The sequence below is a fragment of the Desulfococcus sp. genome, assembly GCF_041737845.1.
GTDB lineage: Bacteria > Desulfobacterota > Desulfobacteria > Desulfobacterales > Desulfococcaceae > Desulfococcus.
Genome location: NZ_JBGSQX010000096.1, coordinates 1 through 22,852, shown reverse-complemented (window position 1 = coordinate 22,852; position 22,852 = coordinate 1). Strand labels below are relative to the sequence as shown.

Below are 22,852 nucleotides of genomic sequence, written 5' to 3'. Positions count from 1 at the left end.
TCGTCCTCCTGCCCCGGGGCCGGTATGAGATCCGCAAAACGGCCGACGCCCCCTACCTCCGCATCACCCGCGACCGCGTGGTTCTGCGCGGCCAGGGCGACGATCCCGCCGGGACCCTTCTCCACCTCGGGTCGCCCGGTCCTTCGGGCGCCGTCCGTCGCCTGGGCACCGTCCCCGCCCTTCAGGAGCCGAGGAGCGGGGCCGCCGTCGCGGTCATCGGCCCGGAGGCTCGGGAAGCCCTGGCCGATTACACCGGAAGCCTCATGCGCGGGGAGCGGAAGGTCGCGGTCTCGGACACCTCCCGCCTCTCGGCCGGACAGCTTGTGGTCATCGAATTCGAGGATCCCCGGATCGACGCCGAAAACCCGGCCCCGGAAAAGGCGGACATGGCCGCACAGTTGACCCACCCCTTCCGGCTGACCGAGGACCAGGTCGACACATTCGGGGCGGCCGGCCGGCAGATCACCTGGATCGTCCGGATCACAGAGGTCCCGGACAGCCGGACCGTCCTCCTGGCCAAGCCCGCCCGGTTCGACCAGATGCTCCGGTACCGGCCCCGCATCCATGCCTTCAGCGGGGTCGAGGGCGTGGGGATCGAAAATCTGCGGATCGAAAGCGGCTGGCCGGGAAACTACCGGCACCACAAGCCTTGTGTGGGGGCGGACGGCGCCGTCATCCGGACGGCCCGGGAGCAGGACTACCTCTGGAACGGCATCTGGATGAGCCATGCGGTGGACGGGTGGGTGCGGAACGTCACCTTCAAGGACCTGACCCAGGGGGTCGTCGTCAGCCATTCGGCGGACCTCACGATCCAGGACCTCCGGTTCGAGGGGATAGACGGCCATGCGGGCGTCACCATCGGCCGGAGCAACGATGTCCTCTTCGCCCGGGCGGATTTCTACGCCCGGCTGGTCCACCCCGTGACCCTCACCATGATGGCCTCGGGGAACGTCGTGACCGACTGCGAAGCCCACTACGACGGCCGGGATGACTTCACGGCGACCGACGCCGTCATCGACTTCCACGGCATGTTTCCCTTCGAGAACCTGTTCGATAATCTCCGGGGCTTCTACATCTGCCCCGGGGGGGACATGAGCGTCCTGCCCCACGCCGGGGTTCGCAACGTCTTCTGGAACATCGAGGCCCCCCGGCGGATGAGCTGCTACGTCTGCGACGAGGAGGCCGAGTTCGCCCGCACCTTCGCCTACGCGGGCACCTCGTCGGGCACGCCCGCAACCATGTACGAACACGTGCCCCAGGCCTTTTTCATCGGCATCCGGAAACGGGGGGGAAAACCGGTCGCCATCGGAGGCGACGCCCGCGACCGCCGCAGCGCCTGGCTGACCGTCGAAGGGCTCAACCGCCCGGGGATCGGCATTCCGTCCCTTTACGAGGCCCAGCGGGCCGGGCGGTCTCCCGAGGCGGGAAACGGCATCACTGTCTCCGAAAAGCGGTGACGGGGATACCCCGGAACCGGGAATTCCCTTTTATTCGAATTGTCCGGCGGGCGGGAATTCCTGCCCCCGGGCCCGGCGTCAGCCCTTCTCGCATTCGGGGATGGCCCGGGTGATCATCCGCATGTGGGCCTTTTCCGCCTGGGCGATCCGCCAGAAGGCGTCCCGGGCCGCGGAATCCTCGTTCTGGATGGCCATGGTCCGGTAGAGGTCATAGGCAGCATACTCGATGGACAGGGCAAGCTCCATCAGGGTCATGCAGGGGTTCTGCCGTGTCTGATCCCTCTGGTCCCTCTGGTCCATCTGGTCCACCCGGGCCATCATCTGCTTCAGGTCCCCGCCGCCCTCCAGGATCTCGCCGTCGAGCCTGTCGAAGAGCGCCTCGAAGGGTTCCTTTCCATTCCCGATCCGCTCCCAGAACCGGTGGATGGTCCGGGCATGCCCCTCCTCGGCCCTGGACAGGTCGCTCATGGTCTTGACAAACGGCGCATCTCCAAATTTTTCAACGACATGGGTGTAGAACCGGAATGCGCCTTTCTCCAGGTTCATGGCGGTCATCAACAGCTCCGCCGGGCTTTTCTGTTTGTCGAAGACCTGGACCCGGGGATAATCCGGGAGCATCCGGCCGTCCCAGGCCAGGATGCCGCCCGCGAGGTTGTAGACCCCGCGTTCCGTCACCTCCGCTTCGGCCGCCAGGTCGGCGGCGAACGACGACCGGCCCCCGGCATGGCAGTAGAACACCAGTTCCCGGTCGGACGGCAGGTCGAATACCTTGGCCTGAAGCTCCGTGAGGGGAAGGAGCGTCGCGCCGGGAATATGGCCCTGGGTATATTCCGACGGCTGCCGCACATCCACCAGCAGGTATTTCTCTTCATCCCATTTCGCCATGAGCGCCCTCAACGCATCGGGGGTCAGCAGCCTGACGCCGGCATCATCCATTTTTCATCTCCTTTTTCTCAGCAGTTCTGAAGTTCTATTGATTCGATTCCGATTGTCCACCCGCCGCCGCGGCCGCGCCCATCAGAAAACAGGTGAAGGCCTGGGGGTTGGCTTTGACGGAGCCGGAAAATGCCCGGGAGAGAAGATCCGCCCACTCCGCCCACCGATCGTCCGCGGTGAGCCGAAAAAGTTTCGTCAGGTTCGCGAGGGAGACCGAATTGGCTGACGGTATGGCGCCGTCGTAGAGCGCCTTGGGCCGGACCGGGAGGTCAGTCTCCGTCGCGGCGGTGAGGAAGAACCCGCCCTTCGGGCCGTCCCAGAAGTCGTCGACCATCTGTTTCTGGAGGCGGACAGCCCATTCCAGGTGGGCGGGGTCGGCGGTCGCGCCATGGAGTTCGAGAAGCCCCCAGACCAGGAACGCGTAGTCGTCGGCCTGGGCCGCGATGCCGGCCTCCCCGTCCCGGTACCGGTGGAGGAGCCTCCCGTCCGGGGTCAACAGGTTTTTTTCGATGAACCGGAAGGCCTTCCCGGCGGCCCCGGCATATTCGGGCTTGCCCAGGATCCTTGCGCCCGCGGCGAAGGCCGCGATCATGAGGCCGTTCCAGTCGGTCAGGATCTTGTCGTCCTTCAGCGGATGGACCCGTTTTTCCCGGTGCGCGAACATCCGCTGCCGGACCGCCTCCCATCGGGACGCCAGGACCGCTTCGTCCTCGGCCAGGGTTTCGGCCCATGATGCGAGCGGTCGGGTCAGGTGCGGGATGTTGGCGCCGGTCCGACGGCCGCCGGCCTCCTCGGAAAAATTGCCTTCGGCAGCGAACGACAGCACCTCCCGCCAGACCCCGGCCTCGTCCGGACCCAGGACCTCATCGAGCTCGTCCGTCGTCCAGACGTAGAATTTCCCATCCTCCCCCTCGCTGTCGGCATCCTCGGCAGTGAAGAATCCGCCCGATCCGGCGGTCATGTCCCTCAGCACATAGGTGAAGATCTCATGGGCGGTCCGGGCGAAGCCGGCGTCGCCGGTTGCCTGGTGGGCCTCAAGGTAGGCCATGGCCAGAAGGGCCTGGTCGTAGAGCATTTTCTCGAAGTGGGGGAGAAGCCACCGGCCGTCGGTGGAATAGCGGTGGAACCCGAACCCCACATGGTCCCAGATTCCGCCCAGGCGCATGGCCGCAAGGGTCTTCGCGGCCATGTCGAGGGACCGTTCCCTCCCCGTCAGGCGATGGTGGCGCATCAGAAACATCAACCGGTGGGGCGTGGGGAATTTCGGGGGCGGGTTGAAGCCCCCGTGCCGTTCGTCGAAGGACTCCCCGATATGGTCGCAGGCCTGGTTCAGGACGGGCAGGGTGACGGGCTCGTCACCGGTGAAGGCGAATGCCCGGTCCAGCCGGTCTGCCACGGTCTCCGCCGCATCCATGATCCGCCCGCGGTCCGACCCCCACAGGCCCTGGACGTGCCGGCAGAGCTGGATCAATCCCGCCTGTCCGAAGCGGGACTCCCTGGGGATATAGGTCCCCGCAAAGAACGGCCGCCTGTCGGGGGTCATGAGGATGGTGAGCGGCCAGCCGCCCCTTCCCGAGAGCATCTGGCAGGCGGCCATGTAAACGGCATCGATGTCCGGCCGCTCCTCGCGGTCCACCTTGATGCAGACAAAGGACTCGTTGAGGATCCGGGCGGCCTCGTCGTCCTCGAAGGACTCCCGCTCCATGACGTGGCACCAGTGGCATGTGGCGTATCCGATGGAGAGAAAGATGGGTTTGTCTTCCTCCCGGGCCTTCCGGAAGGCCGCTTCGGACCACGGGTGCCAGCCCACCGGGTTGTGGGCGTGCTGAAGCAGGTAGGGGCTTTTTTCATGGATGAGCAGGTTCGCGGACATGATGTCCTCCTTTCCTCGCGGCGCCGTTCAGGGAAACATCGGGCCCGCAGGAAAGAAGATAGGGACGCCGTGGAGACGTTGCAATGGCGGCCCGTCCCCCCGGACCTGCAGCGGGGTCCGGGGGCTTATCCCGAAACCGTGAGATCCTCCGCCTGGAAAAACCCCTGGAGCACGCGGAACAGGTCGCGGCCGTCCCGGGCGCCCGCGGTCTCCCGGATGGAGTGCATGGCGAAGATCGGCACCCCCACGTCCACGGTCCGGACGCCGACCCGGGTGGCGGTCAGGGGCCCGATGGTGCTGCCGCAGGCAAGGTCGCTCCGCATGACGAAGTCCTGGAGCGGCACATCCAGACGGCGGGCGATGGATCGGAACACTGCCGCGGTTTCACTGCCGGTGGCATAGCGCTGCCCGGCGTTGATCTTGACGACGGGCCCGCGGTTGAGAAGCGGCCCGTGGTTGCCGTCGTATTTGGCGGCATAGTTGGGGTGGATGCCGTGGGCGTCGTCGGCCGAGACCATCATGGAGCGGTCGACGGCCCGGATGCGGTCTTCCGGGGCGGGCAGAAGGCGCGCCAGCACCGACTCGAGAAACGGCCCCTGGGCGCCCGGCGCGGAAGCGCTGCCCACCTCCTCGTGGTCGTTGCACACCAGGAGCGCCGGTAGCCTCCAGGGCGACGCCAGGAGGGCCGCAAGGCCGATGTAGCAGCTCATGAGGTTGTCGAGACGCCCGCCGGTGATGAAGTCCTGTTTCAGGCCCACCAGGGCGGGCGGATGGGTATCGTAGAGGCTGATCTCGAAATCGAGCACCTCGGCGGCGTCCAGGGCCGGATCGACCCGTTTCAGGTGGTCGAGGAGGATGCCTCGAAAGGAGACGCCCTCCCCGTCGGACGCCTGCAGCAGAATGGGCGGCAGTTCCTCCTGGGGGTTGACGCTTTTTTCCTTGTTGGCCTCCCGGTCCAGATGGATGGCCAGGCTGGGAATGACGGCCACCGGCTCCCTGAAATCGCACAGAACGCTCCGGACCGCTCCGGAGGCGGAGAGGACCGTCACCCGCCCCGCCAGGGACAGGTCCCGGTCGAACCAGGGGTTGAGGAGGGCCCCGCCGTAAACCTCCACCCCCAGTTGGAGAAAGGAGTGCCTGAGAATCTCGGGCCGGGGCTTGACCTTGAGGCAGGGGCTGTCCGTGTGCGCGCCCGCCATGCGGATGCCCGTCCGCGGCCAGTCCAGATCGGCGGCCGTGAAGGCGATCAGGGCGGAGCCGTTCCGGGTGACGAAATAGCGGCCGTTTTTCTCGATCGCCCAGGCATCCGATTCCCGCAGCCGGACAAATCCGGATTCCGCGAGCATGTCGGCCATCCGTGCGACGGCATGGAAGGGGGTCGGAGATTCTTTCAGGAATTTCAGGAGGCCCTGGTTGAACTGCGCCGCCTTCATCTGCGGCCGCCTGCGACCTTGAGTTCGATCGGCCAGGCCGGTTCGGCCGTCTCCACCTCGAAATCCCAGACCAGGGGCGCGTGATCCGACAGCCGCACTGCGGGGATCTCGAAGCCGGTCGTCCGGATCTCCGGGCTGTGAAAGATGAAATCGAGCTGCCTCCTGGGGGATCGGCTGGGATAGGACGGCTCCCCCAACCCGTTGGCGGTTTCCAGGTTCGCCGCGGCCAGAAAGAGCTGCAGCTCCCTGCTGCCCCGGAAGGCGTTGAAGTCGCCCGCAACGATGACGGGCCGGTCGACCGCCCGGACCAGGGAATAGAGTTCCGTGAGCTGGTACTGTCGGTGGCGGAACTTCAATGACAGGTGAACCAGGAAGACCACCACCTCCGGCAGCCCCACCTCGATCACCAGCCGCTTGACGCCGACGCTGAAATAATGAAACCGGGTGTAGCGGAAGGGCCGGTTCAGCAGAACGGCGTTGCCCTGCTTGTTGAGGACCGGCAGCATCTGGACCATGGAGGTTTCGAAGTATTTGGATTCGAAGACATGGTGATAATTCAGCTCGGAGGCGATGATTTCGGCCTGATTGTCCCTGCCCGAACGGAACGACCCGCTGTCGACCTCCACCAGGCCGACGATATCGGGGCTGACCGATCGGATGAAATCGAGGATCTGCCCGAGGTTCTTTCCGGTGCTTTTCAGGTGCCCGGCAAAGGGGAATGGAAAATGCAGGCGAGTGCCCACGCCTGCGCCGTAAGCGATATTGTAGAGGAGAAACCGCATGGATGACCTTTTTCAGGATTGGAACGAGCGCGCTGCGTCAACACTCACTTGAAAGACAATTATAAACCATACGCCGAATTTATCAATCCTTATGATGAGGATTCAAGGCAATAGTGACGGTTTCCTAAAAAATCCGATAGCTGGGTCGTGCGCATCCCGGCGGCCATTTTTTCTTGCCAATCCCGAAGGGATGTGTTTACGGTATCCCGTTCGAAAACAACAGGACGCATAGGGATACGCCTCGGGAAACGATGAACCGCCGCCAAGAACACCAGAAAAACAGCCGCCGGACGGGGGATGGGCTTGCCGAAACCCTGGCCTATCAGGCCGTCCGGCTGCTGGTCTGCGCCGTGGGCCTGTTTCCAAGGCCCTGGGGGCTCAAGACGGGGGCCTTCCTGGGGCGCCTCGTCTTCGCCGTGGACCGCCGGCACCGAAAGGTGGCCGAAGAGAACCTCCAAAATGCCTACGGCCTTGAGATGACGCCGGAAATGGCTCGGGACACGGCCCTGAGGGTATTTGAAAACTTCGGGAAGGTCCTCTTCGAGGTCTGCTGGTCCTGGCACCTCGGCGAGAAAAAGCTGCGCAGATATTTCAGAACCGTGGGGTTGATCCACATGCAGCGGGCCTGCCGCCAAAACCGGGGGGTCCTGGCCCTGACCGGCCATTTCGGGAACTGGGAGCTGCTGAGCGTGGTCGTGACCTTTCTCGACCGGCCCATCAGCATCGTCTACCGGCCCCTCGACTTCTCCCCCCTGAACCGCTTTGCAGAGGCCTTCCGGAGACGGTTCGGCGCCGACCTGATCCATCGGCGGAAGGCCATCCGGAGAATCCTTTCGAACCTCAAGGAGGGCGGGATCGTGGCGATCCTCCTGGACCAGAGCGTCGACTGGTACGAAGGGGTCTTCGTCGATTTCTTCGGTCGGAGGACCTGCACCAACCAGGCCATGGCCCGCATTGCCCTGAAGACCGGGGCGCCGGTCGTTCCCGTGGTTCTGATCCGGGAGGAACACGGGTTCACGGCGGCCTTCCTGCCGGAAATCCCCCTTGTCAGGACCGGCGACGCCATCAAGGACGTGGAGACGAACACCGAAAACTACAACCGGGCAATCGAATCGATCATCCGAAAGCATCCGGACCAGTGGTTCTGGGTGCACCGCAGGTGGAAGACCCGACCCTACCTTCCCTGGCAGGCCCCCCAGGGCCGTCCGGGTTCATGACCGGCCGCCCCCTGCCCTGCCGGGAACCTGCGCCATGAAGATCTCCATCATCGTCACCACATACAACCGGCCAGAGGCCCTGGCCGCCGTGCTGGAAGGCCTCCGCCGCCAGACGGAGCCCCCCGGCGAGGTGATCGTGGCCGACGACGGGTCGGGCCCCGAAACCGCCGGGACGGTCCGGGAAGCCGCCGGGCGCATGCCCTGGCCCCTCTCCCATGTCTGGCAGGAGGACCGAGGGTTCCGGGCCTCGGCGATCCGCAACCGGGCCATTCTGGCCTGCACGGGAAGCTACATCGTGCTCCTCGACGGCGACTGCATCCCCGACCGGCATTTCGTGGGCGATCACCGCGCGCTGGCGCAGCCGGGCTTTTTTTTCCAGGGGAGGCGCGTCCTGGTGGGAAAGGGGATGGCCGGGCGGTTCACCGCAAGCCAGGCCAATGCCGGGCGGCTGCGCCTCTTTTTCGCCAGGGAGATCGAAAACGCCCACCACCTGATCCGTCTGCCTTGGTTTCCCGCCCTCACCACCACCCGCATGGGCGGCATCCGGAGCTGCAACATGGGCTTTTTCAGGGGAGACATCTTTGCCGTCAACGGCTTCAACGCCGATTTTACGGGGTGGGGCCGAGAGGACAGCGAACTGGCGCTGCGATTCTACCGCCTTGGCCTGAAGCGAAAGGACCACCCTTTCCGGGCCGTCTGCTTTCACCTGTGGCACCCGGAAAATCCCCGGGAAGGGCTCGAACGGAACGAAACCCTCTTGAGGGACGCGATGGCGTCCGAAGATTATGAATGTAAAAACGGACTGGTTCAAAAATAAGGACGTTTCGGCGGAAACCCTCCTGTTCGGCATCCTCGCCGCGGGCTTTTTCAGCATGCCCCTGGGGACGGCCCCGCCCACTGCCCTGAGCATCGCAGCCGCAGCCGTCTGGCTCCTCACCGGAACGGCCTTCCGGTCCCGGGAGATCTACCTGAGGCAGCCCTGGTGCCGCCCGGTGTACGCCCTCATCCTCCTCCCCTGGGTCTGCCTCACCTATTCGCCCGACCCCGCGGGTATGGGCCTCGACTATGCGGGAAAAACCCACTACTGGCTCTACGCCCTGGCCATGGCCGCCGTGGCGGCGCGAGCGGACCGGGAAAGGCTCGTCCAGGCGTTCCTGGCGGGACTGGCCGCAAACGCCGTGGTCGGCGGGATGCAGCTCGCCGGCCTCTACCCGCCCACCAACGGGTGGTACTGCGGTTTCGGGCGGGGATACAGCACCCTCAGCGCCTACCTGGTTCTGGGCATGCTCATGGGTTCCTATTATTTCAGGACCCTGACCGACCGACGCTTCCGGCGGCTGGCCCTCTGCCTCACGGGATTCTATTTCTTCCACCTGGTGATCCTGCAGGGGCGCACGGGATATGTCACGGTCGTGGCGCTCCTGCCGCTCATCCTCCGGAACATCCTTCCCCGGGTGCATCCGGTCCGGGTCACCGCCGTCTGCGTCCTTCTGGCGGGCCTGATGTTTCTCTCCCCCATCGTGAGGGAGCGGGTCCAGTTCTCCGTCGCCCAGATCACCTACCACATCCAGGCGGACCCGGAAAAAGCCTGGGGACGGGAGTACACCGATAACCTGGACCGGTTCTACATGTGGTACGGCGCCGTGAGGATCTTTCTCGAACACCCGGTCGCGGGCGTGGGCACCGGCGGGTTCCAGGCGGCCCGGCTGGCCATGGGCAAGCCCGGCGATCCCCTCATCGCCCACCCCCACAACGACCTGCTCTACATGGCGGCCAGCTACGGACTCATCGGCATCGCCGTCTTTATCTGGTTTTTCTGGACCCTGCTTCGAAATGCCTGGCGGGAGCGGGAGACCGCCGTCGGATACTTCGTGCTCTCCTGCGGCCTCGTCGTTCTGGTGAGCGGCCTTCTCAACGCCCAGATCCTGGACGCGGGCATGGCCTTCCTGGTCGCCTATGCCGCGGGCCTCCAGCAGGGCTTTTCCAGACCCCTTACCCCTCAACCGAAAGCCACCGACCGACCATGAACCGGATTTCAGCCTATATCATCGCCTTCAACGAGGCGGAGAAGATCGAATCGGCCGTCCGCAGCGTGCTCTGGGCCGACGAGGTCGTCGTCGTCGATTCCCACAGCACCGACGCCACCGCCGAGATCGCCGGGAAACTGGGGGCCCGGGTGGTGCAGGTTTCCTTTGCCGGGTTCGGCGACCTGCGCAACCAGGCCATGGCCGCCTGCGCCTTCGACTGGATCTTCAGCCTGGATGCCGATGAGCGCTGCACCGCTGAAGCCCGGGACGAAATCCGGGCCATCCTGCAATCCAGGGCGCCCCAGGATGCCTATTACGTTCCCCGGAAAAACTTCTTCATGGGGAAATGGATCCGGCACTCGGGCTTCTACCCGGACTATCGCCAGCCGCAGCTCTTCCGGAAGGGGGCCCTTTCCTTCAAACCCGAGCCGGTCCACGAGACCTTCATCCTCCACACGGAGAAGATCGGCTACCTGTCGAGCGATATCTGGCAGTTTCCCTTCAAGGATTTCGAGCAGATCCTCCAGAAGGCCAACCGCTATTCGACCCTGGGGGCGGAAAAGATGGCGCGCGAAGGCCGAAAGGGCGGCATGTTCAAGGCCCTCACCCACGGCCTGTGGGCCTTTTGCCACCATTACGTGATCAAGCTGGGCGTGCTCGACGGGTGGGCCGGCTTTGCCATCGCCCTGGGCAATTTCGAGGGGACCTTCTACAAGTACGCCAAACTGCATGAAAAGATGTCGGACTTCCGCCCGCCGGGCTCAGAGCATCTATGACGGGGAATGCCCCTTTGAAATAACCTCCCGGTAGACGGCCAGCAGGGTTTCTCCCATACAGTCGATGGTATGGGACGCGTAGGCGGATCGCTCGGCCGCCAGGGCCCGCCGTCTTGCCGTGTCGGAATGACGGAGGGTATCAAGGATGGCCGCCCCCAGCCGGACAGGGTCCTTCGGGGGAACGAGCAGGCCGGTCCGTTCATGCCGGATGACGTCGGGGATGCCGCCCACGGCCGTTCCGATCACCGGGCACCGGGCGAACATGGCCTCGAGGACGGCCTGCGGGATGCCGTCATTCTCCCGGCTCGCGGTCACCTTGCAGTCAAAGGCCCTAAGCCACGACCATCTCTCCTCATGGAAGCCCGCCATGTGGACCCGGCCTTCCAGTGCCGCATCCCGAATCTGCGCCATGAGGGCGGTGCGGAAATCGCCCTCCCCCACCAGGACCAGATGGTGATCCGGGCACTGCTCCCGGATCCCGGAAAAGGCGCTCACGATATCCGAAAGCCCCTTGTCGGGCGCGATCCGGCCCAGATACCCCACAAACCGTGCGGTGCCGGGCAGGCCCAGCAGCGCAGCGGACCTCGCTCTTGCCGCGGCCCGGGAGAGCAGCGCCGCGGGGGGAATGATCCCGCTGGGGATGGTCCGGATGCGGCGGGCATCCACCCCCAGATTCCGTTCAATCTGACGGGAGGCCGCATCGGAGGTGGTCAGCACGAACTGGCAGAGGTCCCGGTAGAGGCGCCGGTTGTACCAGGAATTCCGCACCTCCGGGGATACGTGGCGGGAGAGGATGATGCAGGGAATCCCGAGCCCCGCGGCCGCCGGCAGCCCGACCTTGGTGTCGGCGTTGCCGTGGGTGTTGAGGATATCCGGGCGGGCGCCCCGGAGCAGGCGGCGGAGGCGGAAGAGGTCGGCCGGCATCCCGGCCCGGGTGAATCCCATGGGATGCACCGTCCACCCCCGGGCCGCGGCGTTCTCGAGGAGGGGCGACCCCGGGGGCGCGACCATGGCGATTTTGTGGCCCCTGTCCGCCATCCAGCGGGATTCGTTGAAGACCCGCCGTTCCAGACCGCCCCACTGGTCGTGGCAGACGGTATGCACGATGTTGAGGTGGATAAACACGGTCACTCCTCCCCGAAGCCGTCCACGCAGGCGATCCACCCTCCCCCGGCGAGGGGATGGGGATCGATGGTATGCATCCCGAATCGGTTCCATCCCCGTCCTTCCGCCGCGATGACCGGCGACGGCCAGGCCTCTTCCCGGTAGGTTTTCGGCGTCAGTTCCGCCACCCGGAACCCCCAGACCCGGCTCCCGTAAGAGAGGAGGTCGTCCTGGGCATAGCGGATGACCTCCTTCCCCAGGACCACGGCACGGCCGCCGGGCCGCGCGATCCGGGGGTCCCTTCGGATCAGGGGGCTTTTCGGGTGCTCCCGCCACGGCCCGGAGATCCCTTCGGCCCAGTAGAGCCGCAGCGTCGTGTTGCCCGAATCGGTGAACATCCACCAGCGGCCCTCGAAATGGAAGAGGGAGCTGTCGGCGAACCGCCGGCCTTTCAGGAGAACCCCCGCAAATTGCCACCCATAGGGGAAGTCGACCGCCCGGTACAGGCGGACTTCCCGAACGGCGCGGGTTTCGGGCACCATGTAATACGCCCCTTCCCACCGGAAGACATAGGGATAGGAGAGATGAAACGGCGCCTCCAATACGATCCGCTCGTATCGCCAGCGAAACCCGTCCGGGCTCGACGCGAGGCCGATCTTTCCGATGGCCCGGGAACCGGACGGCGAAGGACCGCCCGCCGCCTCGACCTCGAAAAACATGTACCAGGAGCCCCCCTCCCGGACCATGAAGGGATCCGCCACGAAATTGGCCGGGACGTCCGTGACGGATTCGGCGGTAAGGACGGGGTTGAGGGATGGGTCGGGCGCCGAAAAGGAAAAGGGACCGCCGCCGGTGTAGATCCCGATGGACCATCGGTAGGGCGGAAGCGTTGCGGGCACCTCGCGGGGCTTCCGTCCCAGGAGGGATGTGAATCTGCGAATCCAGGAAAGGCTCAAGGCGCGTCCTCTCTCTTCACAAACGCTCATATGAACAGCGACATGATCAGGGGCCAGAAGGCCCGCCGAGAGGCTGCGGGGAGGATGCCGAACTTGCATACCCCCCATGCGGGGGCCGCGATGGCCCCGGTCCTCACGCGGAACCGCTTCCTGCCCTTGAAACGGGAAAAATGATGGAACCCGCCTTCCATCCGGCAGCCGCGCCGGTCCCAGACCGTCACCCGGCCCCGGTCCCAGATGGAAAAGGTGTTCCGGCAGGCGACGCCGGCGGACATGGCCGGCTGCAGGGGATGGGCCTGGCAAAAGGCCTTCCCGCCCGGCGAGAGGATCTCCATGAGTTCGGGGGACTCGTCGAACTCCCGGTATTCCGCGCGTTCCATCTCCTCCCGCACCCGGGGCCGGTCGGCCAGGGCCGCCGCCGCCTCGCGACGCATCAGGGTGAAGGGGCCGCAGGGATGGCCGTCGTCGGCGCTGATGATGTCATGGCCAAGGGTCTTCCCCGGCATGAACCGGGCGAGGTCGCCGTAGATCATATCCATGTCGGTGTAGCCGATGAGGTCATACCGGTCGAGGGGCTCCACGTTCCTGCGAAGGGAATAGAAGAGCAGTCGCCAGTCGCAGATCTTCCGGAAATTCCCCCGGTGGATATCGATGCCCAGGATCTTTTTGAAATCCGAGGCCATGGCGTCAACGCCGTAGGGGATGACCGTGACCGCCCGGTTCAGGCGCCCTCCCCTGCGGACCCGGTCGCTGTAGACAAACCAGTGGAAATGGCCCTGGTTGATCTCGCAGGATTTCACCCAGTGAATGAAATAGGGCGGCAGCGGCCCGAAAAAGGGGACGCAGAACGCTGCGGATACCGTTTTGTCGATCATCTCAGTAGATCCCCCAGACGCCGGACAGATAGTACTCGTACAAAACCGGATGCATCTCCGTATTCACCTCCACCGCGTCCATATATTCCGGTTCCAGCACCCCCTTGCCGAAGTGAAGCATGGAGACCATGGCGTCCCGGTTGATGAACCGGGTGTCGATATCGTCGAAGGTCCGGGACATCATGACCGCCTTGAGCCCGGCCTCGTCGATCCGGTCGGTCTTCATCCCCAGGACCCAGCCCCACTCCCCCATGGTGGGGATCTGATTGTGGTAGGGCAGCACGGGAAACCCGGCCGCCCGGATGGTCTTGACGAGGCAGCGGAAGGCCTTGGGCGCGAAATAGGGGCTGGCGGCCTGGGTCGCCATCACGCCCCCTTCGATGAGGTGCCGGTGCAGCAGGCCGTAGAAATTTTTCGAATAGACATGCATGAGATCGACCGAGTCCGGGTCCGGCAGGTCCACGAGGATGACGCCGTAGAGGCGGTCGTCCCGGGCCATGAATCCCGCCGCGTCTTCGTTTACGACCCTCACCCGGGGATCGTTCACCGCGCCTCTGTTGACAGCCGAAAGGACGGGATGGGTGCGGGCGAGCGTCGTCATGGCCGGGTCCATATCCACCAGCGTCACCGAGGCGACGCCCGGATGCTTCAGCACCTCCCGCACGGCCAGGCCGTCTCCGCCGCCGAGGACGAGGACGTCGGCATGGTCCGCCGCAAGCTTCATGGCCGGGTGGACGAGGGGTTCGTGGTACCGCTCCTCGTCGAAGGTGGAAAACTGCTCCTGGCCGTTGATATAGAGCCAGTGATGATTCTTCCATTTCGTCATCACGATCTTCTGGTAGGGCGTCTGCCGGGTGTAGACGACCTTGTCCCGGTATTTGCGCTGTTCGCCGTAGAGGATGACCGGCCGGGCGAAGGCCGCGAGCATCGCGAGGAACACCAGGACCGCCGCAAAGGACGCGGCCAGGGTCCGCTTGTATTCGACGAGGGGGAAAAAACGCCAGAGGATCGCCCCTGCCACCAGGAAATTGATCGCCCCCAGGAGGATGGGAGTGTAGGTCATGCCCAGGTGAGGGAGCGCCACGAAGGCGAAGAGGAGCCCGCCGGCCAGGGCCCCGTAGTAATCCTTCTCCATGACCCCCGAGATGTTGACCCGAAGCTCCTCGTAGGCGTCGTTGATGCGCGTGACCAGGGGGATTTCAAACCCGATGAGGGTGCCGATGGCAAAGGCCTCCAGGTAGATGATGAGGTGGGTGTAATCGCTCCAGGCCGCCACTCCGTAAGCAACCACCGCCGACACGGCGCAGAGGACCGACAGGGAGAACTCGGTGAGGATGAAGATGTCGAGGAGGCGCTCCCGGAAGCGCCGGCTCAGACGGCTGCCCACGCCCATGGCAAAGAGCATGAGGGACATGACGATGGTCCACTGGAAGACGGCGTTCCCGGCCAGGTAGGCCGCGAGCGTCGACAGGACGAACTCGGCGATGATGCCGGCGCATCCGGTGGCGAAGAGAGCGGCCTTGAGGGCGAAGCCGATCCCTGTGCGCTTACACACACCAGGAGATGACAAAGGACGCCGCGATATAGGAGCAGGCCTCGATGTATGCCGCCCCCACGTTGGGTTTTTCCTGGACGGCGATCTCGTCCGAGAGCTTCACGGTGGGCAGCAGGATCCTGTCCGTGAGAAACCGCACCACGGGCAGCATCCCCAGGCCGACGGCGGCCCCGAGAATGAAATCCGGGAGGTCCTCGGTCCAGTGGGTGAAATCCCTTGCGGAGGAGAGCCCGATCACGATCCCCATGGCGATGAGGGCCCCGCCGAATCCGACCCCGGCCGCCACGTTGTCCTTTTCGATGACCTCGTGGATGTCATAGGGGAGGATCCGGTTGTAGACCCATGCGGCCGCGAGCAGGATGAGCTGCCCCACGGCCCAGAAGGCCGCCGCGGTCCAGATGTTCCCGCCCTGGCCGGTCACGGCGCCGAAAACGATCACGCCCGATGCGACGTTCACGCCGAAGACCACCGCCCCGGTCCCCGAATTCTGATCGCGGATCAGCTCGTCCTCGGTGCTGAACCGGTAAAGCAGCAGCTTTTCGCAGACGAACCAGGACAGGTTCAGGAGAACGATGGCCAAAAGGCCGTAGACTCCCAGGTCGATGAGGTCGTTCACCAGCCCGTTGCTGGGCCCCGCCACGGCGCCGCCGATGGCCAGCACCAGGCCCAGGTAATACCCCGCCACCGCCAGCGCGACGGCCGGATTGTCCCGCTCCACCAGTTCATAGGTCAGGTCGTAGCCGCGATGGAGAAGGTCGTTCACCCGTTTTCCGATGAAGAACATGAGATAGAAGACGACGAGATAGACCAGCGCCGTCAGAAGATCGTCGATATTCATCCTTATTTACCCCGTCCTCCGGAACGCCCCCGGAAATTGGTCTTGGTGCGCCCCGTCCGCTCGCCGACCTTGTTCAGAAACGTCGATTTTTTCTGGGCCTGCTTCGCCATCCGCCGTGCATAGAAATCCGGCCGGGCCTTCTGCTCGACCTTGCCGAAGGTTCCATATTCATTGTTCCGCCCGAAATAGGGGCTTTTTCTGGACCGTTGGGCGGTGTAGGCATCATAGTCGTTCCGGTAGACGGGCGGATACCGACCCATGTCCAGCATTCGCCCCAGGGCCATGCCGCCGGCAAAGGCCCAGAAGGTCCGGCCCGCGCTGTCGGTCTGCCAGCTCCCGTATCGGGGATCGCCCACATATTGGTATCCGGGCGGCGCGGCGGCGGGGAGCTCCTCCCCGTCCTTTTTGCCGGCGATGGTCATGCCCAGAAGGGCCTCATTGGCCTGGTAGACCTCCTCCGGCACCTGCATCCAGTCGGTGGTGTCGGCCGTATCCTCGCGGACGACACGGTACCGGTGATAATATTCCTTGAGGATGTTCCCCTCCTCCTTCATGTCTTCCAGGATGATGGAATAGGAGGAGGCGTCTTTCAGGACGCCTTCGATGTCGCCCAGCGGCGCCGGTATTTCGCCGCAGCCCGAAAGGGCGAGCAAAATGACCGGGGTCAGGATCTTCAGGAGCTGTCGGAGTAGGACGGATGAGCGCATGTCGGCGGACCTGTCTTCCGTTGATCGGTTGATTTCGGGAGCTTATACCAGAGAAGCGCCCGGGGGTCAATCCCCGCCGGTTTCAATCCTTGACGGTTTCGCAAAAAGGCCGATATCTGCGTTACGCTTCATCCCTCGTCACTGCGGTGTACCATAAGTACACCTCATTCCTCGGGATTCGCAAGCCTTGATCTCGACCTTTTTACAAAACCGTCTGAAAATCGACTTTTCGCGAATCCATCAATCCTTGACTTTCGGGGTTTCCCTGCTTTATAGCTCGAAGCGTTTTTTAAGGAAGGCACAATACTGAAGACTGAAGGTAGTTTTTTTCTTAACCTTCAGTCTAATCCCCTTCAGTCTTCAGCCTAAACCCCTATTTTTCTTGAGGACCCCTGAATGAATCCAGAGCACCTGTCGAAAATCGCGGAAAGCATCGGCATACGGGATGCCCAGATCGAGGCTGTCTCGGGCCTTCTGGCCGAGGGCGCCACCGTCCCGTTCATCGCCCGCTACCGGAAGGAGGCCACCGGCAGCCTCGACGAGGTCGAGATCACGGCCGTCCGGGACCAGCTCAAGACCCTCGAAGAGCTGGACGGCCGCAAGGAAGCCGTACTGAAATCCCTCGAACAGCACGGCCACCTCACCGAAGAACTCCGGGCCGCCGTGTCGGCCGCGGCCACCCTGGCGGTCCTGGAAGACATCTACCTCCCCTATCGGCCCAAGCGCCGGACGAAGGCCGCCATCGCCCGGGAAAAGGGACTCGAACCCTTGGCCCTGGCGATTTTCGACCAGTCTGTCGACGATCCCGAGGCTGCGGCCAAGGACTTCATCGACCCCGAACGGGGGGTGGAATCCATCGAGGAGGCCCTCCAGGGCGCCCGCCACATCATCGCCGAATGGATCAACGAGAGCGCCGAGGCCCGGGCCGGGATCCGCGACCTCTATTTCGCGAAGGGGGTCTATCGAAGCAGCGTGATCCCGGGCATGGAAGAGAAGGGCGCCAAGTTCAGGGACTATTTCGACTGGGAGGAGCCGGTGAAAACCGCCCCGTCCCACCGGGTCCTGGCCATGCGGCGGGGGGAGAACGAGGAGATCCTGAACCTCGCCGTCGCGCCGCCCGAGGAGGAGGCCCTGGCCATCCTGAAGCGCCGGTTCATCCGGGCCCCCGGCGCCGCGGCCGACCAGATCGCCCTGGCCGTCATCGACGGCTACCGGCGTCTCCTCTCCCGCTCCATGGAGACGGAGGTCCGCCTCGCCTCCAAGGAGGCCGCCGACCTCGAGGCCATCCGGGTCTTCGCCGAAAACCTGCGGGAGCTGCTCCTGGCCTCCCCGCTCGGCCCCAGACGCGTCATGGGGGTCGACCCCGGGTTCCGCACCGGCTGCAAGATCGTCTGCCTCGACCGGCAGGGCAAGCTCCTCCACCACGACACCCTCTACCTCCACCAGCCCGAGCGGGCCGCGGACATAGCCCGGAAGCTCTGCCGGGATTTTGAGATCGAGGCCGTCGCCATCGGCAACGGCACGGCCGGCCGGGAGACCGAGGCCTTCTTCAGGGACCTGGCCCTTCCCCGGGAGGTCGCCATCGTCATGGTCAACGAGAGCGGCGCCTCCATCTATTCGGCCTCGGACGCGGCCCGGGAAGAGTTTCCCGACCTGGACCTGACCGTGCGGGGGTCCGTCTCCATCGGCCGCAGGCTCATGGACCCCCTCTCGGAGCTGGTCAAGATCGACCCCAAGTCCATCGGCGTGGGCCAGTACCAGCACGACGTGGACCAGGGCGCCCTGAAGCAGACCCTCGACGACGTGGTGGTGAGCTGCGTCAACGGCGTCGGGGTCGACATCAACCGGTCCAGCGCCCAGCTCCTCACCTACGTGTCGGGCCTGGGCCCCCAGCTCGCCAAAAACATCGTGGCCTTCCGGGACGAAAACGGCCCGTTCCGGTCGAGAAAGACCCTTCAGAAGGTCAAGCGTTTAGGCCCCAAGGCCTTCGAACAGTGCGCGGGGTTCCTCCGCATCAGCGACGGCGAGAACCCCCTGGACGTCAGCGCCGTCCATCCCGAAAGCTACCCGGTGGTGGAGCAGATGGCGCGGGACCTCGGCTGCGCCGTGCCGGACCTCATGGCCTCGGCCGACCTGCGGCAAAAGATCGATATCACCAGGTATGTGACGGACACGGTGGGGCTCCCCACCCTGCGGGACATCCTGGACGAGCTGGCCAAGCCCGGCCGGGACCCGAGGAAGAGCTTCGAGCCCTTTGCCTTCGCCCCTGGCGTCGAGAAGCCTTCGGACCTCGCCCCGGGCATGAAGCTTCCCGGCATCGTTTCCAACGTCACCGCCTTCGGCGCCTTCGTGGACGTGGGCGTCCACCAGGACGGCCTGGTGCATATCAGCGAACTGGCCGACCGCTTCGTGAAGGACCCGGCGGAGGTCGTCAAGGTGGGCCAGCGGGTGACGGTGACCGTCCTGGACGTGGACCTTGCGCGGAACCGGATCGCCCTCTCCATGCGGTCGGCCCCCGGCGGGCGGACACAGCCCGAGGCTGGCGCCGCACCCGAATCCGGTCAGGACCGGAAGGCCCCCCGGCAGAAGCCCGGCGGAAAAAACGGTGAGCGGCCCGGCGGAAAGCCCGGCGGAAAAAAAGACCCGCAAAAACGGTACGAACCCTTCAACAATCCGTTCGCGGATCTCCTGAAAAAGCGGTCCTGACATGAAGGCCGTAATCCAGCGCGTGAAGGAAAGCGCCGTGACCGTGGAGGACCGGGAGGTCGGCCGCATCGGCCGGGGCCTCCTGGTCCTCCTGGGAGTCTCCCGGGACGACACGCCGGGGGATGCCGACTATCTCCTCGACAAGACCCTCCACCTGCGGATCTTCGAGGACGAGGCGGGCAAGATGAACCGCTCCCTCCTCGATGTAAGCGGCGCCCTCCTCGTGGTCTCCCAGTTCACCCTCTACGGCGACTGCCGAAAGGGGCGGCGGCCGTCCTTCGTCCAGGCGGCCCCGCCGGAAACGGCCGAGGAGCTCTACGAATATTTCGTGGATCAGGCGCGGGAGCGGGGGGTCCCGGTGGCCACCGGCCGGTTCCGGGCCATGATGGACGTGGCGCTTGTCAATGACGGGCCGGTGACGCTGATAATAGAAAGCATATAGGCAGCTTCTGCAGAAAGCAGCATTTCGACAGGGCAATCCGGCGGCTCGGCTGAAATCCAGGTTTCCGACGCCCCCGGTTTTTCCTACCGGAGGGTATCGAGCCGCAGCCGAATCGACGCCTCGGTGACGGGGCCGGCGATGCCGTCGGTCACAAGGCCCGCGATGGTTTGGAAATCCTTCACGGCCCGCCGCGTGGCCGGTCCGTAGCGGCCGTCGACGACGAGCCTGGGGTTCGCGCCAAGATCGTTGAGGGCCTCCTGAAGCCACTTCACCCTGTCATCCGCATCGCCCGCCTCCCAGGGCTCGGCCGGCTGGCCGCCGGTCTTCACTATCGCCCATACCCTGTTGAAACAGTCTTCGCGATCGGAGAGGCCGTTAAAACCGCCGTTGATCTTGCGGGTAATGGTCCGGATATCGTTTCTGTCCGCAAAGGCGTTCAGGTTGTTGTCCGTCCACTCCTGAAGGGAGGGCTTCAGGGCATGCTCCGGCGCGGTCACCAGTTCAGGGGCGCCTTCAAAATCGAGCCCACAGGCGTCCCCCATGCGCCGGTGAGCCCCCCGCCCGGTGGTCTGCAGGAGTCCGTCGCCTCGGTAGCGGAACCCGTCGCCCGGCTGGGTATTGCCGAGTTCGCGCGACTTGCGGGGGTTGCCCAGGCCATAGACCCTCTCGGCGATCTTTTCCGGATGCCCCGCGATTTCGGCGGCTTCAGCGGCCGTGACCGCAGCGGAATGCCGACCGACCCCGAATATCTGGGTCAACCGCGGGGCGGAATACTTCATGTTTTCACGCAGGATGGTCAAGCCCCCGGTCTCGTGGAGGGCCTGGGCCAGAAAATGGGCCACGCGCAGCGGCGTCGTGATGCCGTGCTGCGCGAGCAGCGGGCCGCCCTGGCGGAACGCCTCGAGGTAAGCCCCCTGCGCATGGGGAGCGACGCGGTTGACGATGTCGATCATATTGATTGTCATGGCAGCCACCTCCATTTTCCCTTTCAGGGTATCAGGATATCGTTATTTGATGAACCGGATGGACTGGATCGAGCCCATCGAGGCCTCGTCGATCCCCACAAGGCCCTGAGTATCCGCCACCACGGCGCGCCTGCCGTTGCTCAGCACCACCCACAGGCATTCCCCCGCGCCGGCGTGAAAGCCGACTGCATCCGAAATCCCGCAGTCCACAACGGCCTTGAGGCCTCGCCAGGCAGGCCCCGAAAGCAGCTCCACCGGATGCTCGCCTGAACGCCCCATCGCGATCCAGCCGCTTTCTCTCCTCTCGAACACCGCTTTCTCCGCGGCAACCGTATCCAGGTCTCCGTCAAAGAGCTCGAAGGCGATGAGGTAGTCGCTGTTGGGCATGGGCGAGCCGATGAGGGCAACGCAGTCCCGGCTGCCGCGGCAGCCGACGGCCGCCGTCCGGTCCGCCGGGTAGGAGAATTCAATGCCCAGGCGCATGTCGCGGAAGATCTTCCACGCCGCCTTATCCGTCGGTCCCAGTTCGGCGAGCCTCTTCTCATAGGCCTGCTTCAGGCTTGCCTCGGCCGGGCACCGGTCCCGGACATTTTTCAGCCACGCCCGCTGCCCGCTTTTGACCGAGCCCGGATCGTCGCTCGACCGGAGAGCCGCCCCATAGGCCCCGGCAAGCCGCTCATCCAGGTCGGAGAGGACCCGGCTTGCGCAGATCGTCTTCTCGACGCGGGTGACGGCTTTGGAACAGTTGAAGGAGGCCCCGAGGGCGATAGCCGGAGCCATCATGACCGCCAAAGATAGAAGAAGGCTGATGCCGCGTATGTCCATCACTCACCCCTACCCACACCCTTTTTCGCATGAAGTGCTTCTGTACACCATAACAGCTTGACTTTTAAATTTTTTTTACTAAACTTCGCCGTTGTGCGGGGCACACTCCTCTTTCGAGAGAGAAGCTTTCAAAGCAGTTTGAGAGATAGAATGGGGTTGAACCGGGTCGCGAATTTCAGAAGGGGGTCGTGGTTGATGCTATATAGTGAATATAATCGGAGGGACAATTATTGCAAGGGGAGGGTTTGGAAGAATCTCATTGGAATGCTGGCTGGCCATCTGTATTGTCCCGTCCGGAAAGATCCCGGACGGGGCAATACAGGAGCATCATTGCCTGAAGGCGCAGGCTATGCGTCCGATTAGACAGGCGGAAAGGATTCCATGCCGCCCTGAGACGGCAAATGAAACATTCAGGACTGCCCTCCGGCCGGCTGCACCATCGCCGCCTCATACCCCAGAAGCTGGGCCACCACCTCGTTGCCGGCGTCGAGGAAGGTGAAATTCCCCGTGACGATGTCGTCGCCTGCGCCCGTGACCTCGAACACGGCCGTAACCCCGTTTTCCGGGAAGCCGGCCCGGTACTGGCGGTAGGCCGCGCCGTAATTGGGCAGCGAGAGCATGCCCTTCTGCTCGTGGGTCCAGACCGTCACCATCTGGAAGGCCGAATCGAGGACCAGCGGATCGCCGATCCAGCGGCTCCGGAGGGGCTCGGCCATCCATCGGTCGGGGGGCGGCGCCGAGATGATCCTGGCGATGATCCCCTTGGGTGAACAGCTCATGATCTCCCGGATGCCCCGGAGCTCCTCTCCCAGGGGAAGGATCGTTTCATAAATCTCGTCCGTGCTCCTGGCATAGGATTTCACCCGGATGTCGAGCGGCGGGCTGAAAAACGGCGGCTCCTGGTGCGGGGTCTCCGTCAGGATAGCCCTTGCCCGGGAGTGGATCACCTCCTCGTTTTCCTTCACGCCGTTTCGAAGCTCCACGTCCACCTCGTAGACCGCCCCGTTTCTGCGGGCCTTGCCGGCCATGAGCCGGATCAGCTTGTACTCCTCCCCCACCTGAATGCGCCTCACCAGCCGGACGTCGTCCAGGCCGTGGAGGTAGAGCCCGGGGTTGCCGTGCAGGGCGCCGTGCCCGAGCCATTCGGTCATGAGGGCGAAGGGAAAGACCGGACGGCCGTCCATGAGGCTGGATTCCACCACGGGAAAGCGCTCGATGTCGACCTCGCGTTTGAACAGCAGGTCCAGGGCGGCAGGCGGCGGGATCTCGGCCGCCGCAGGCGCTTCACAGGCGCGCTCGGTCGCGGTTTCTGGGCCTGCGGCCTCCTGCGCCTCTTCCTCTGGAACAGCCTCCACGGCCGGCGCCGCGGGCGTCAGGC

At 64.6% G+C, this 22,852-nt stretch carries 20 protein-coding genes; 7 read left to right on the top strand and 13 right to left on the bottom strand.

All coding sequences use genetic code 11. The annotated features are described in order from the left end of the window. The coding region (locus tag ACEW8N_RS10865; protein ID WP_373499842.1) for a virulence factor at positions 1 to 1,457 on the top strand (1,457 nt) is incomplete at its 5' end. A gap of 78 nt (positions 1,458 to 1,535) precedes the next feature. Here the strand turns inward: ACEW8N_RS10865 and ACEW8N_RS10860 are convergent. The 4 genes from ACEW8N_RS10860 to ACEW8N_RS10845 all read right to left on the bottom strand — a co-directional run bounded on the left by ACEW8N_RS10860 (position 1,536) and on the right by ACEW8N_RS10845 (position 6,481). Further along, positions 1,536 to 2,393 carry a rhodanese-like domain-containing protein gene (locus ACEW8N_RS10860; RefSeq protein ID WP_373499841.1) on the bottom strand — a complete coding sequence of 286 codons (858 nt, stop codon included), beginning with the start codon at positions 2,391 to 2,393 and terminating at the stop codon, positions 1,536 to 1,538. A gap of 34 nt (positions 2,394 to 2,427) precedes the next feature. Continuing rightward, on the bottom strand, positions 2,428 to 4,266 hold the full coding sequence (locus ACEW8N_RS10855) for a thioredoxin domain-containing protein (RefSeq protein ID WP_373499840.1): 1,839 nt from the start codon (positions 4,264 to 4,266) through the stop codon (positions 2,428 to 2,430). Between the two features lie 125 nt (positions 4,267 to 4,391). After that, positions 4,392 to 5,699 carry a M18 family aminopeptidase gene (locus tag ACEW8N_RS10850; RefSeq protein ID WP_373499839.1) on the bottom strand — a complete coding sequence of 436 codons (1,308 nt, stop codon included), beginning with the start codon at positions 5,697 to 5,699 and terminating at the stop codon, positions 4,392 to 4,394. Continuing rightward, the gene (locus ACEW8N_RS10845) at positions 5,696 to 6,481 is read right to left on the bottom strand and encodes an endonuclease/exonuclease/phosphatase family protein (RefSeq protein WP_373499838.1); all 786 of its coding nucleotides are present in this window, start codon (positions 6,479 to 6,481) and stop codon (positions 5,696 to 5,698) included. Before ACEW8N_RS10845 ends, ACEW8N_RS10850 begins: the two co-directional genes overlap by 4 nt. Positions 6,482 to 6,732: 251 nt before the next feature. Between ACEW8N_RS10845 and ACEW8N_RS10840 the strand changes: the two genes are divergently transcribed. Genes ACEW8N_RS10840 through ACEW8N_RS10825 form a run of 4 tightly spaced genes read left to right on the top strand, consistent with a single transcriptional unit; the run spans position 6,733 to position 10,501 of the window. After that, complete coding sequence (locus tag ACEW8N_RS10840) at positions 6,733 to 7,698, top strand: lysophospholipid acyltransferase family protein (protein ID WP_373499837.1); 966 nt, start codon at positions 6,733 to 6,735, stop codon at positions 7,696 to 7,698. A gap of 34 nt (positions 7,699 to 7,732) precedes the next feature. Then, the gene (locus ACEW8N_RS10835; protein WP_373499836.1) at positions 7,733 to 8,515 is read left to right on the top strand and encodes a glycosyltransferase family 2 protein; all 783 of its coding nucleotides are present in this window, start codon (positions 7,733 to 7,735) and stop codon (positions 8,513 to 8,515) included. Continuing rightward, positions 8,484 to 9,725, top strand: coding sequence for an O-antigen ligase family protein (locus ACEW8N_RS10830; protein ID WP_373499835.1), 1,242 nt, complete (start codon positions 8,484 to 8,486; stop codon positions 9,723 to 9,725). Before ACEW8N_RS10835 ends, ACEW8N_RS10830 begins: the two co-directional genes overlap by 32 nt. Then, complete coding sequence (locus ACEW8N_RS10825) at positions 9,722 to 10,501, top strand: glycosyltransferase family 2 protein (protein WP_373499834.1); 780 nt, start codon at positions 9,722 to 9,724, stop codon at positions 10,499 to 10,501. The genes ACEW8N_RS10830 and ACEW8N_RS10825 overlap by 4 nt, the downstream gene beginning before the upstream one ends. Here the strand turns inward: ACEW8N_RS10825 and ACEW8N_RS10820 are convergent. From ACEW8N_RS10820 to ACEW8N_RS10795, 6 genes are read right to left on the bottom strand one after another with little or no spacing between them, the layout of a single operon-like run. Then, a complete protein-coding gene (locus tag ACEW8N_RS10820; RefSeq protein WP_373499833.1) occupies positions 10,496 to 11,626 on the bottom strand; it encodes a glycosyltransferase family 4 protein in 1,131 nt (376 codons plus the stop codon). The two genes, ACEW8N_RS10825 and ACEW8N_RS10820, sit on opposite strands and share 6 nt — an antisense overlap. A gap of 2 nt (positions 11,627 to 11,628) precedes the next feature. Beyond that, the gene (locus tag ACEW8N_RS10815) at positions 11,629 to 12,561 is read right to left on the bottom strand and encodes a hypothetical protein (RefSeq protein WP_373499832.1); all 933 of its coding nucleotides are present in this window, start codon (positions 12,559 to 12,561) and stop codon (positions 11,629 to 11,631) included. 26 nt (positions 12,562 to 12,587) lie between these two features. Then, a complete protein-coding gene (locus ACEW8N_RS10810) occupies positions 12,588 to 13,436 on the bottom strand; it encodes a DUF6625 family protein (RefSeq protein ID WP_373499831.1) in 849 nt (282 codons plus the stop codon). A 1-nt stretch (position 13,437) separates the two neighbouring features. Beyond that, positions 13,438 to 14,991: a polyamine aminopropyltransferase gene (locus ACEW8N_RS10805; RefSeq protein ID WP_373499830.1), complete on the bottom strand. Its 1,554-nt coding sequence runs from the start codon at positions 14,989 to 14,991 to the stop codon at positions 13,438 to 13,440. Continuing rightward, on the bottom strand, positions 14,984 to 15,829 hold the full coding sequence (locus tag ACEW8N_RS10800; RefSeq protein WP_373499829.1) for a DUF350 domain-containing protein: 846 nt from the start codon (positions 15,827 to 15,829) through the stop codon (positions 14,984 to 14,986). Before ACEW8N_RS10800 ends, ACEW8N_RS10805 begins: the two co-directional genes overlap by 8 nt. 2 nt (positions 15,830 to 15,831) lie before the next feature. Next, positions 15,832 to 16,536 (bottom strand): hypothetical protein, encoded by a 705-nt coding sequence (locus ACEW8N_RS10795; protein ID WP_373499828.1) that lies wholly within the window; start codon positions 16,534 to 16,536, stop codon positions 15,832 to 15,834. Positions 16,537 to 16,932: 396 nt separating this feature from the next. On the opposite strand from ACEW8N_RS10795, the gene ACEW8N_RS10790 reads away from it, so the two are divergent. After that, complete coding sequence (locus tag ACEW8N_RS10790) at positions 16,933 to 19,242, top strand: Tex family protein (protein WP_373499827.1); 2,310 nt, start codon at positions 16,933 to 16,935, stop codon at positions 19,240 to 19,242. 1 nt (position 19,243) lies between these two features. After that, positions 19,244 to 19,684 (top strand): D-aminoacyl-tRNA deacylase, encoded by a 441-nt coding sequence (gene dtd / locus ACEW8N_RS10785; protein WP_373499826.1) that lies wholly within the window; start codon positions 19,244 to 19,246, stop codon positions 19,682 to 19,684. A gap of 83 nt (positions 19,685 to 19,767) precedes the next feature. On the opposite strand, the gene ACEW8N_RS10780 is transcribed toward dtd, so the two are convergent. The 3 genes from ACEW8N_RS10780 to ACEW8N_RS10770 all read right to left on the bottom strand — a co-directional run. Continuing rightward, positions 19,768 to 20,649, bottom strand: a complete 882-nt coding sequence (locus tag ACEW8N_RS10780; RefSeq protein ID WP_373499825.1) for a peptidoglycan-binding protein — start codon at positions 20,647 to 20,649, stop codon at positions 19,768 to 19,770. A 42-nt stretch (positions 20,650 to 20,691) separates the two neighbouring features. Further along, positions 20,692 to 21,474 (bottom strand): lysozyme inhibitor LprI family protein, encoded by a 783-nt coding sequence (locus ACEW8N_RS10775; RefSeq protein WP_373499824.1) that lies wholly within the window; start codon positions 21,472 to 21,474, stop codon positions 20,692 to 20,694. Between the two features lie 410 nt (positions 21,475 to 21,884). Then, positions 21,885 to 22,852, bottom strand: a 968-nt coding sequence (locus ACEW8N_RS10770; RefSeq protein ID WP_373499823.1) for a polyketide synthase dehydratase domain-containing protein, incomplete at its 5' end; no start/stop codon positions are given.